At 53.5% G+C, this 11,985-nt stretch carries 11 protein-coding genes; 7 read left to right on the top strand and 4 right to left on the bottom strand.

Translation table 11 applies throughout. The annotated features are described in order from the left end of the window. Window positions 1–349 precede the first annotated feature (349 nt). The 4 genes from FJ147_23350 (at window position 350) to FJ147_23335 (ending at window position 5,909) form a co-directional block, all read left to right on the top strand. On the top strand, window positions 350–2,731 hold the full coding sequence (locus FJ147_23350; GenBank protein ID MBM4258825.1) for a pentapeptide repeat-containing protein: 2,382 nt from the start codon (window positions 350–352) through the stop codon (window positions 2,729–2,731). Window positions 2,732–2,893: 162 nt separating this feature from the next. Beyond that, entirely contained in the window at window positions 2,894–3,535 is a 642-nt protein-coding gene (locus FJ147_23345) for a CAAX prenyl protease-related protein (GenBank protein MBM4258824.1), read from the top strand. A gap of 162 nt (window positions 3,536–3,697) precedes the next feature. Then, the gene (locus FJ147_23340) at window positions 3,698–4,585 is read left to right on the top strand and encodes a DMT family transporter (protein MBM4258823.1); all 888 of its coding nucleotides are present in this window, start codon (window positions 3,698–3,700) and stop codon (window positions 4,583–4,585) included. Between the two features lie 82 nt (window positions 4,586–4,667). Next, a complete protein-coding gene (locus FJ147_23335; GenBank protein MBM4258822.1) occupies window positions 4,668–5,909 on the top strand; it encodes a CoA transferase in 1,242 nt (413 codons plus the stop codon). A gap of 139 nt (window positions 5,910–6,048) precedes the next feature. On the opposite strand, the gene FJ147_23330 is transcribed toward FJ147_23335, so the two are convergent. Then, entirely contained in the window at window positions 6,049–7,341 is a 1,293-nt protein-coding gene (locus FJ147_23330) for an MFS transporter (GenBank protein ID MBM4258821.1), read from the bottom strand. A 164-nt stretch (window positions 7,342–7,505) separates the two neighbouring features. Here FJ147_23330 and FJ147_23325 point away from each other — a divergent pair, with 164 nt between their 5' ends. Together FJ147_23325 and FJ147_23320 are read left to right on the top strand one after the other, a co-directional pair. Then, window positions 7,506–7,973, top strand: coding sequence for a glyoxalase (locus tag FJ147_23325; protein ID MBM4258820.1), 468 nt, complete (start codon window positions 7,506–7,508; stop codon window positions 7,971–7,973). A gap of 166 nt (window positions 7,974–8,139) precedes the next feature. After that, a complete protein-coding gene (locus FJ147_23320; protein ID MBM4258819.1) occupies window positions 8,140–9,264 on the top strand; it encodes an amidohydrolase in 1,125 nt (374 codons plus the stop codon). A 143-nt stretch (window positions 9,265–9,407) separates the two neighbouring features. Here FJ147_23320 and FJ147_23315 read toward each other — a convergent pair whose 3' ends face one another. From FJ147_23315 to FJ147_23305, 3 genes are read right to left on the bottom strand one after another with little or no spacing between them, the layout of a single operon-like run. After that, window positions 9,408–9,692 (bottom strand): HNH endonuclease, encoded by a 285-nt coding sequence (locus FJ147_23315; protein ID MBM4258818.1) that lies wholly within the window; start codon window positions 9,690–9,692, stop codon window positions 9,408–9,410. A 27-nt stretch (window positions 9,693–9,719) separates the two neighbouring features. Next, on the bottom strand, window positions 9,720–10,058 hold the full coding sequence (locus tag FJ147_23310; GenBank protein MBM4258817.1) for a hypothetical protein: 339 nt from the start codon (window positions 10,056–10,058) through the stop codon (window positions 9,720–9,722). A gap of 10 nt (window positions 10,059–10,068) precedes the next feature. Continuing rightward, the gene (locus tag FJ147_23305) at window positions 10,069–10,824 is read right to left on the bottom strand and encodes a DUF547 domain-containing protein (protein ID MBM4258816.1); all 756 of its coding nucleotides are present in this window, start codon (window positions 10,822–10,824) and stop codon (window positions 10,069–10,071) included. Window positions 10,825–10,985: 161 nt separating this feature from the next. Here FJ147_23305 and FJ147_23300 point away from each other — a divergent pair, with 161 nt between their 5' ends. Then, on the top strand, window positions 10,986–11,780 hold the full coding sequence (locus FJ147_23300; protein ID MBM4258815.1) for an SDR family oxidoreductase: 795 nt from the start codon (window positions 10,986–10,988) through the stop codon (window positions 11,778–11,780). The last annotated feature ends 205 nt before the right edge of the window (window positions 11,781–11,985 follow it).

Here is an 11,985-nt window from a genome sequence, read left to right as displayed (position 1 = left end):
TCCACTACACCCGAAGTGATTCGAGACGCACTGGCGACGGTTTCTACCACACAAGTCCGGCAGTGGTGCCAGCAGCACCTGGGGCCGTCGCTCCAGGCCCAACGCCAACAGGCCTTCCGCCAGCTCACGCTAGCGGAAGAAAAGCAGGTCCACTTTCAACAGGCAGCGTGAGGCGTCTTTGCACCAGGCCAGGCTTACGCTCCTCAACGCCTGGGAACGCTAGCGACAGGAGGGACTCGCCGCCTCTTTCTCTCTCTACATTTTGGCACGGGAAGAGTCCAACAGGGCCGGGTAAGTCGGTTGCTCATCCTACCCGCTGTACGGAACTCTACGGAGGTGTGAGCAAGACATGGCGAACGCAGAACAACTGGCGCTGTTAAAGACCGGCGTTGTCTCCTGGAATAAATGGCGAGACACCAACCTCGGAGTGCTCCCGGATTTGAGCCAGGCCGGTCTGAGTCGCGCTCCGCTCGGCATGGCTCACTTAACAGAAGCCAATCTTGCAGGAACGAACTTCACGAACGCCGTCCTCACCCGTGCCGATCTGAGTAAAGCAATTCTCGCAGGGGCGGACCTCACCGGAAGTGATCTGGTTGGGGCGAATCTCATGGGTGCTGACCTGAGTAAAGCGAACCTGACTGGCGCGAATCTCGCAGGGGCAAATTTAACTGGCGCGGATCTCACCGGCGCGAATCTGACTGGGGCTGACCTCAGTCGCGCCGACGTCACGGATGCCGGATTTTCGTGGGCGACACTCATAGGCGCGGATTTCACAGAAAGTGTTCTCAAGCGGACAAATTTGAGCAAAGCGAATCTAGCCGAAGCTGATCTCACGCGTGCCAACCTCACCGAAGCCAACCTCACCGAAGGGAACCTGGGTGAAGCCATCCTTAAAGGGGCCACACTCCACAACGTTGCGGCGTTACGCGCGAATGTTCATTCCGCGGATCTGACAGGGGCAGATCTCACGGACGCGAATTTTACCGAAGCGATACTCATTGGCGCTCATCTTGATGACGCCAGCCTCTTGAGAGCAGACTTCACCGGCGCAAAACTTCGCAGTACCGATCCTGTCACGAGTAACGCGATTACGCGGATCGGCCTGCGGGACGCAACGGTCACTGGCACGGACTTCAGCATGGCAACACTCAGCAGCGCCGCCATGCCACAGTCACTCCACGAATTTCAGCCAGCGCTCAAAAGTGTGGAGGAAGTATCCAAAAATGCCCGCGGGCGATACTTGTTGCTGATCAGTCTCTGTGCGTTAGCATTTCTGACCCTGGCAACAACATCCGATGCACAGCTTATCCTCAATACCTTCAACTTAAAGCTGCCGATTTTTAACGTCGACATCTCGGTCCGGTTCTTCTGTTTGGGGGTCGCTCTCCTTGGCCTTTTGGGTTTTATTTCCCTACATTTCTCTCTCTCCCAATTGTGGGAACTGATCACCGAGTTACCCACCTATTTCCCGGATGGGTTGCATCTCCAACGCAAGCTCTATCCGTGGACCCTCAACCTGCTGGTTGATGAATGGCAACATGGCATGGCGCCATCCACAAGAAAGACAGCCGTCTCCTTCGATCACCTCCGGAATCGTGTCGCAACCTTTCTTGCCTGGGGCTTTTTCCCTCTTACGCTCGCAGTGATCACATACCGCTCTCTTATTCGCCATGACTTATTGCTCAGTCTGTTGTTACTGCTCTTTTTGACCGCATCAATCTATCTCTCGACCTTTTTCTACCAACATGCCCGTGCAACCGTCCGGCGCCAGCGGGCTTCTCATCCCTGGCGCCTGCCGCTCTATTGGGCCCTGTCCACCATGATTTTTGGGTTGGGCATCATTGGACAAGGCTTCAAAGGTGGATTGCCCCTCACCACCCCGTCGTTGAAAATGCGCGGGATTAGTCTCGAAGGGCATGAATTCGGGGCAGTCGACCTCAGCTCAGCGGATATGAGTTTTGCCAAACTCGCGGGCGCTAATTTTCAGGGTACGCGATTACGCGGCGCGAGCCTCCATAGCGCAGATCTGACTGGAGCCGACATCCAAGGAGTCACGCTTAGTGATTCTGACCTACGCGAAGCAACGCTCACCAAAGCCCGCCTGCTTTCGACGAACCTCAGTGGCGCGGATCTCACGCAAGCTAACTTGATTGACGCCGATTTAACGGCCACCGATCTTCAAGGGACAATCTTATCTCGGGCCCTTTTGCGCCGAGCGATTTTGAACGAAGCCATTTTTCGCGAAGCAGACCTCAGTGAAACTGATCTCACAGAAAGTGTTCTTTTCCAGACGACCCTTCGCGCCGCCAATCTCTCCAAGGCCATTTTGCGCGGAGCTGATCTGCGCAAAGCAGTGCTGCATGAAGCCGATTTACGCGGTGCCGATCTCAGTGGGGTCGATCTCCGCCAAGCGGTCCTCGATAAAGCAAACCTGGCTGGGGCCAATCTCCGAAAAGCAAATCTTTCAGGCCTCACTCTGACAGGCGTTGATCTACGTGGCGCAGATCTCGCAGAAGCCGATCTGAGTGGCGCGATCCTGCGTCAAGTTCACCTTGATGGAGCCAACCTCCACCAAACCCGCCTACAAGGAGCAAATCTGGACGATACGGTGTCGCTTAGCAATGCCCAGATCGGGGCAACGATCGTAGATGACGACACCCGCCTTCCTGGTATCGGACGACTCACCAATAAGCCGGGAGAGAGACATACACCGACACCAACGCCGCAATAGTATTTCTAGAAACGTTGATGAGGGCTCTACTTTCTCTCGTTATCTCTACCGCCTTTCTACAGGCGCTGTCATCTCTCTCTTTGTTAAAGAGGTTTCACTCACGCGACATTTTCCTCCTTCTTGATAATAAAGCCCTCCGGCTATCCCCACGATATTACTTATATGCCTGCACTAGCTTCACATCCTGCTGTTCCCTACGTGCTTCCGTTCGCTTTGTTTCTGCTTCTCACAGAGCTTGCACGATGGATTCCCAATAGTCTCCTGTGGATCTATCCTCTCAAGACAGTTGTCGCTGGAACATTACTCCTGTGGTTTAGAAAAACATACAGTGAGATCATGTTCGAGTTCTCCTGGCTCGCCGTCGCGGTTGGCGTTCTTGTCCTTCTACTGTGGATTCCCTTGTATGGTGGCTATTTCTTGCTCAGCGAACCACAAATTGTGAATCCGTATGAATTGACGGGGTCGTTGGCGCTACCGTGGATCGCCATCCGCCTCCTGGGCTCATCGATTGTCGTTCCCGTCATGGAAGAACTTTTTTGGCGGTCATTTCTTTTGCGCTATCTGGTGAACCCGGACTTTCGCCAAGTGCCGATTGGAACGTTGACCACGTCAGCTGTAGCTATTTCTGTTGTCTTATTCGGAGTCGAGCATAACCAATGGCTTGCTGGAATCGTCGCGGGCTTGTTGTATACATTGCTCCTCTACCGCACCAAGTCGCTTTTCTCGTGCATTGTCGCTCATGCGGTGACAAACTTCCTTCTCGGGGTCTACGTGTTAATGACAGAGCAGTGGCAGTATTGGTAAGAGGAAAAGTCCAGAGTCCGAAGTCCAGAGTCAAAGCACGTCACAAACAAAGCTGTGGCGAATTGTCAGCTTTTTTGGATTTTGACTTTTGATTTTTCTGTCTCCCTCAGCCTCATTATCCCCCTTCGTCCGCTTTCTCTTTCTGCTACATTGCCCCTCCTTATGGGTGTGTCCCGCGAGACTCGTGCGTTTCTCTTGTTAACCCTGGTGACATTCGTCTGGGCCGGACTGATGCCCACAGGCAAGATCGCACTGCAAGGTGTCCCACCGCTCACCATCGGTGCGATCCGATTGACGCTCGGCACCGGTCTGCTGCTGTTGTATATGGGTCGCAACCCAACCCATCAGGTACACTGGACTCAGCCTGTGATCGGCAGTTTCCTCTTGCTCGGAGCCACCGGGTATCTCGTTGGCGTCGGTTGTAGCTATTATGGCCTGCGATTAACAACCGTCACCAATGCCGCATTGTTGAACGCGGCCTCACCTGTGACGCTTGCCATCCTCTCGCTTATCTTCCTTAAGGAACGCCTGGAGCAGAAGGCTATCCTGGGTATCGTGCTCTCTGTCATCGGCGTTAGCGTGATCGTCACTCGTGGCTCATGGGATGTGGTCACCAACAGTCAGTATAACCTTGGCGATCTGATTCTCTTGGCGACACAAGTAAGTTGGGGAATCTACACGATCTACGGACGCCAGCTCATGCTGCGCATCTCACCGCTCGCGGCAACCACCTACTCCTACATGGCCGGTTCATTCTGGCTCATCATCGCCTGTGTGGTACTCGAACGCGAACAGTGGCGTTTTGCAGAAACAAGTTGGGCCTCATGGGCCGCCATCGCCTATCAGACCGTTTTGGGAACGTTTGCGCACTTCTGGTTTTATGAAGCAGTCTCCACTATTGGCCCGAGTCGCGCCGGAATTTTCTTGAACTTAGTGCCAGTGATGGCGATCGGGATCGCCTACGTGTTTCTTGACGAGACTATCACGCTTCCACATCTGATCGGTGGTGTCATCGTCCTGAGTGGCATTCTGGTCGCAACCCGTCGCTAAATACCTCGCACCCGCATAACGCAATCGCAACTCTTCTCTTCCTCGCCAGAGTACGCTACTTAACAATGCCATTGCTGAGCGAATGAGGAGGACAAACGTGAAACCTTTACAAGGGCTCGTGGTACTCGACCTGACGCGGTATCTTGCCGGTCCATATTGTACGTTACTGTTAGGCGGGCTTGGTGCAGAGGTCATTAAAGTCGAAGCCCCTGGCCAGGGAGATGTCTATCGTTCTCGGCCACCATATGGCGGACCGAAGGGCGCAAGTTTTACCAAACAAACAGATGATGACCTCAACCTCGGCGTGTTACATCGTTCACGCAGTAAGAAGTGTGTCTCACTGAATCTTCGCAGCGCGGAAGGAAAAGAGCTGTTTTTGCAACTGTGCGAGAAAGCCGATGTGCTTGTCGAGAACTATGCTCCTGGCACCTTAGAGAAGATGGGATTTCCTTACGCCGTCCTGAAAAAAAGGAATCCCCGGCTCGTTCTCTGCTCAATCTCTGGATTCGGTCAGCGCGGCCCACGACGCGAGTGGCGTGCATACGACCCTATTATTCAAGCGGCCAGTGGTATTTCCAGTGTTACTGGCTATGCCGATCGTGCTCCCATACGCTGTGGCGCAGCAATTAGCGATACGACAACGCCATTGTTTGCGGTCATTGGTATTCTTTCCGCGCTTCGTAAACGCGACGTCACTGGTGAGGGCGACTGGGTCGATATTGCCATGCAGGATGGCTCCTTCTTCTTATTGCCCGATGTCATGGAATTTCTCGCTGCCGGAGAAACGCCTCAGCGAATGGCAAACGCCTATACTGGTGGTGCACCATTCAACGTTTATCACGCAAAAGATGGGTACGTTTCAGTCTGTGCCCCGGCTCAAGCTGACTGGGCAAAGGTGCTCGTCGCCCTCAAACGCGAAGACCTGGCCAACCACCCTCACTTTGCCACGATCCAGAATCGACGCGACCATCGTCAGGAAGTTGACCAACTCATACAAGAGTGGATTGGGCAGTACACAGTGCAAGAAGCGGTGACCTATCTGCAAGAGCAAGGCGTACCCGCGGGGCCGATCTTGAATCCCGAGGAACTCCTTACTGATGAGCATCTCAATGCACGAGACATGATCGTTCCGCTGGAACATCCACTCCACGGACCGATTCCCGGCGCAAAAGCGATTGGCATGCCCATCAAACTGACGAGCACTCCGCTCGCGTTTGATCAACCCGCACCAGCCCTTGGTGGCCACAATGAGGACATCTATGGCCGCTTGCTAGGATTGGATGGCCCACGATTACAAGAATTGAAAGAACGGGGAGTGATCTAATTGAGAATTGTAGAGGAGAGTAGTCAGTAGTCAGCATGGACGCCTATGCACGAGTGAGTCTTTTCTCGCTACTGACTACTGAATGCTAGCTACTGACTACTTTTTCACTGTTCCACAATCGACAATCCACAATCGATTGTCACCCCTTCACCGGTTCCGGTCGGACAGCTCCGACCTTCTCAGGCTCGGCAAATCGCAAGGGTTCGGCCGACACTCCCAACGCCATAATCAGTGCGGCAAACAGGATCGACCCTGCCGCTGTATAAAACGGTAACGCCCAGTTGCCGGTTGATGATACTTGGTAACCTGCGAGCATCGCCGCAACCATCCCAGCTAAGCTCCCAAACGTACTCATACAGCCCCAGATCGCGCCGAGGTGGCGCGGGCTCATCTCCGTCGGCAAACTCATGTATCCCGCCAGTGCGGAATCATTGAAGAGCCGTGCACACATCAGGAGCACGACACACAGCCACGGAGACTCGACACTCACGCCAAGAACCATAAAGGGAGCACCAATCAGCATACAAATCACCGGCATCTTTTTTCGCGCGATATTCGCACTAAACCCACGGCGCAAGAGCAGGTCAGACACCCATCCTCCAGCAACCGTTCCGACTAACGCGGCCCCAGTTATCGCAGCCCCGAGGTATCCCATCTGGCCGTCCGAGAAACCCCGTCCTTTTACCAAATAAGAAGGCAACCACGACGCCATCAGCCACATGTTATACACCCAAAGTGTGTACGAAATCGCTAACGCCCATACTCTTGGCGAGCGAAGCACCGGCCCCCAGCCGTGATGTTCAGAGACTGGTTTGACACGTTCGGCTTGAATATACGCAAGTTCTTCTGGCGAGACTGAAGGATGTTCCTCCGGCGTCCCGCGCCCATCCCACATCCAGATAAAAGCCCAGACAACGCCAACCGCACCACACAAGTAAAAGACTGCCGGCCATCCATAGGCAACGCTCACTCCTGTCACTAACGGATAGCCCAGCATAATGCCACCGTTCAACGCCGCAGGGATAATCGTCTGTGCACGCGCCAACTCGTGCCGCGGTACCCAGGCGGCGTTTGCAATGCTCATCGCCGGAACAATCGGGGCTTCAAACGCGCCTACCAGCAATCGGAGCACCAGCATCAAATAGAATGAAGAAGCGCCGAGCGGCGTGAGAAATGTGGCAATTGACCACCCCAAACACAAATAGGGAATGAGCTTGCCGCCGAGGCGGTCAGCCACATATCCACCAGGAAGTTGGATGACCATGTAGCCCCACAAGAAGGCGGAAAAGATCACCCCGAAGAGCTGCTCGCTCCATCCCAGCTCACGCATCATCATGGGAGCCGCGATCGAGATATTGGCACGATCAATATGGTTAATCAGTGCCAGTAGAAAGATGAGGCCGACAATACGGTAGCGAACCGGCCCAAACATTTCCCCTCCTTAATGTAGACCGCACTTGGGTGCTCTTGCCTCTAACACGGATACTGCACGAGAACAACAGATAACTGTAGCGGCTGACCCTTCTCCGCCACCGGAATCCTATGCTATAGCAAGACAAGTTACCGGAAACACGCAACCCCAGTAAGGAGGGCACTATGTCTATTAAAGTCGTCGAGCTCCATCACCACGGAATCCGCATTGGCACGTCACAAGAAGATGTCGAGAAGGCACGAAACTTCTATACCGATGTCCTTGGTCTGCACACCGACTCGCATCGTCCCAATATCCCCACGATTCCAGGGTTCTGGATGTATGTCGGCCAAGGCGAACGTACCACTCAAATTCACCTCATGGGTGCAACTGGGAAATCCCCAATGGCCCGGAGTGAAAAAGAAGATCCAACCCTGCCGCATGTCGCGCTCGCTGTCGAAGATATTCAGGCGGCCAAGAAAGAACTCGAAGATCGCGGCCTGTGGCATTGGCAGATCAGAGGTCTTGTCGGCCCCAACTCCGATCAAATCTTCGTGCAGGATCCGTTCGGTAATGTCATCGAACTGCATCAATACGGCTCGTGTACGTGCAATAAAATTTCGATGGGAACAAGTGAAATGCGCAACGGATAAGAGCGGAATGAAAAATTAAAAATGCCAAAGGAAGAATAGGAAAAGGCTATAGGCTCCAAGCTGTAGGCTGCAGGGAGAATACAGATGAATATTCCTTTCAGCCGCAACCCTATTTCTCATTTTTCATTTTTAATTCTTAATTTTTAATTACCCTCAGGGAGGATTCATGGCCGAACAGTACACAGGTCGTCTGCTCTCGTCAGACTCACACATTGTTGAGCCTGCAGATTTGTGGACCACACGCATGGACAAGAAGTGGCGCGATAAAGCCCCACGTATCGCCGCGTTGGATGAAACTGGTGACTACATTGTCATCGATGGTCTCAGACCGCGACCTCTCGCCTTCGAAGGACCGATGCAGGATTTAAAAGCCCAAGGCATGGAGATCCCTGCCCCCAAGGGCTACAAATACTCAGATAACCGCCCAGGCACCTGGGACCCGCACGAGCGCCTAAAAGATCAAGATATCGATGGCGTCTCTGGTGAAGTGATCTATCCTGGTGTCGGACTGACGCTAGTCCGCGCCCCAGATGCCGAATACCTCTACGCCTGTTGCCGCACATATAACGACTGGTTAGCTGAATTCTGCAAACCATATCCAAATCGGCTGAAAGGCGTCGGCATGTTACCTTGCCGTGGGCCGATCGAATGGGCTGTCGCCGAAACCGAGCGCTGCGCAAAATTAGGCTTAGTCAGTGTCATGTTGCCAGCCTGGGTTGATGATCGTCCCTACAATTTGCCGGATTGGGATCCACTGTGGGCGGCAATGCAGGACATGGGCGTGGTTGCCAGCATGCACATCGGCGGGCGTGACCCGTTCGGTCGTGCACATGGACCAGGAGCTGGCGGCATCATCATCGGCATCGTCAAATTTGAGATGAACGATACGTTGCAACGTCTCATTTGGGGAGGCGCGCCAGTACGCTTCCCGAAACTCAAATGGGCGTTGGTCGAAAGCGGCATTGGCTGGATCGGCGCAACGTTAGAATTCATGGACCACTGGTGGGACGATCACAAAGGCTGGATGGACCCACGCTTACCGGAAACGCCGAGCACCTATTTTCACAGACAGTTCTATGCCACGTTTGAAGATGATCGTGCAGGGGTGCTCACGCGTGAGTTGATGGGTGTCGAGAACGTAATGTGGGGATCAGATTATCCTCACACCGAAGGCGTCTGGCCATTCTCGCGTAAGAAGGTCGCGAGTAATTTCGCATCTATTCCTGAAGTCGACACGCGCAAAATCGTCCACGATAACACGGCCAAGCTCTATGGGTTTCCAATGGCATAACAATGAACAAAAACCGGCTATAGGCCACAGGCTATAGAGCTGAACCTGCCCATTCGTCCCTATAGCCTGTGGCCTGAAGCCTTCAGCCTTGTCTTCGCTGTTCATTGATCTGGATTCTGCGTTCCTCATTGTTCTGAAAGCAATTACTCCGTACTTTCAAGCTCCTCTTCCCACGGCAGCGCGTACTTTTTCTTGCTATTACACTCCTTACATGAAGGGACGATATTGCCTTTGGTCGACTTCCCGCCGCGCGCGAGAGGCACAAGATGATCCATTGTGAGGTCTGTTGGTAAAAACTTCTGTTGGCAGTAGTGGCAAACGCCAGGCGCACGTCTACGTTTCCACCACTCAGAACGGCGGAGTTCGCGCGCGCGGTTCTTTTCGTGTTGAATCTCTGCGGTCGTGACGTCGGACAAGAAGGCTTTCATGCTGACAACTGGCTACTGGTTACTTTTTTAGTGCGTTCCCTCTTCTAACTTCTCGACGTGGCGATCTCCCCCTTGTGCCTTGTCGTGGCTGCACTCGTGAGCATCACTTCCTGTTTCGTTCACGGCACTTTGCCCCTGGGCCTCTCCCTTCGCCTCCTTTTTCATACAACAGGCGGCACCAGAGTGAACTTGAGGGTTTTCCTCTTTCGCTTCCTTGTGCATACAACAGGCAGGCTTAGCGTGAGTAGTGTCACTTCCTTCTGTCTTCTGCTCCGCGCCCTGTTCCGCTCTCGCCCAGTTTCCGACGGCCACCACAGAAATGCCCGTCGCCAGCAGAGTTGCCAGAAAAACTTTTGTTAACTTCATACAATTCTCCTTACGATATTCTTTGACCCGGTTGCGCATTCAATGTCCAGTCATACTCAAGATACTGAAGATCTCTACTAAACGATTCCAAGATAGCTTTTTTCTCCTCAGCGACAAAGCGGAGCAGAAATTTGACGACTGTTCCAGATTGTTCGGTGAAATCTTGTGCAAACCACTGGAAGATTGCTGACACTGCCACTCGTCCGACTTCAAAGCGATTCCGCTGGGGATCATTGATAAATTCGCGCGCCGCGTCATCCAGTTGTTGCTCCAGTCGCTCGGCAACATACGCCTCGGGGCGTAGTTTCGGACAACTCGTCGAGGCACACACGATAGTAAAATGAATCCGCGGATCACGAAACGTTGGCCGTAGGATCTCATGCTCGATCTCATCGGGGGTCCGCTTCTTTCCTGCCACCAGGATCGAGTACCAGCTAAACAATCGCTTGCGCGAGAGGAGGCCTTCAGCAGTATAGCCGTTGAGTACTCCCTGAATAATGACGGCGTTATAAGCGTTGATCCAAAAGGCTTTCGCTTCTGTCTCAGACATGCCCTCAACTTTCGTCTCTGCTAACGTCTTCAGATACGCCGCAAAAGTCGGCAGGTCGCGGGCTTGCCAATCGCGATACGCCACCCGTCCGTCTTGGTCAACGTAACGACGCAATAACGTATCCCAGGTTGAGTGATCAACTGCAGCTTTCGCCAGTTGTGGCAGTAACAGTGTCATAAACGCTACGGAAAGAGTAATTCGTAATGGGTGAAACATAAAAAATAGTCAGTAAAAAGGCGATAGACTATAGGCCACAGGCGAAAGGGAAAAACATTTGGCACTCTCGCCATAGGGAGCAGCCCAGAGGCATTCCTGAGCTTTTTCTCCCTACAGTCTGCAGTCTATAGCCTGATTCCTCTTTCCCTTTTCCTTCTTTTATGGTTTTGGTGGTGCGTGCGCCAGCCCAGGCAAAGATACAAAGAGGAGGAGTTATGCGATTTCGAGGAAGGACAGCATTAGTCACAGGTTCAAGTTCCGGTATCGGGCGCGCAACGGCGCTGTTATTCGCCCGTGAAGGTGCAGATGTCGTCATCAATGGCCGCGATGAAAAGAAAATCGCTGCGGTCGTTCGCGAAGTCGAAGCCGTGGGACAGCGCGCGTTAGGCATTCGTGCCAATGTCGGAAGTACAGCCGAAGTGCAGGCGATGGTCGACCGCGCACGCGAAGAGTTTGGTCACCTTGATATTCTGGTCAGTAACGCGGGAGTTTTTCATCACCAGATGTTTTTACAAATGACGGATGAAGAATGGGATGAAGTCCTGAATGTCGATTTGAAAGGCACCTTCAATAGTTGCCGCGCAGTCATCGAGTCGATGATCGCCCAGAAGTGGGGACGGATCATTTGTGTGACGGCGATCTCGGGTCTCACCGGCTATCCCAACATGACGCATATCGCCGCAGCCAAGACGGGTACACACGGCTTTGCTAAGGCACTGGCCGCTGAAGTGGCTCGTTATGGCATTACCGTGAACGTCATCGCCCCAGGGTTGGTCGATACGCCGATTCTCGCCAATATGACCGAAGCTGAACTCGCGAACTTTGCCAAGCAAATTCCCATCGGACGCATTGGCAAAGCCGACGAAATCGCCGAAGCCTGTGCCTACCTTGCTTCTGAGCAGGCAGCATATGTCACGGGACAGATCCTGAATATGAGTGGCGGAGGATTGATCTAAATCAAACCACGAAAGATTCATACCCTCGAGATGTCACCCTGAGTGCAACGAAGGGTCTCGCAGAGGGATTCCGCGCTTCACTGCTCAGAAACACACTCTCAGGCCGAGACGGGCTGGGGGAGGAGCGTGAACCCCAACCGGGCGGCGGTCCGTTTGAGGTGGCGAAGGGTGCGTTGACGCAGGTGTTCATCATAGGCTTCCCAGC

The sequence above is a fragment of the Deltaproteobacteria bacterium genome (genome assembly GCA_016874775.1).
Classification (GTDB): Bacteria; Desulfobacterota; Binatia; order Bin18; family Bin18; genus VGTJ01.
This window is presented reverse-complemented; position numbering and strand designations above follow the sequence as displayed.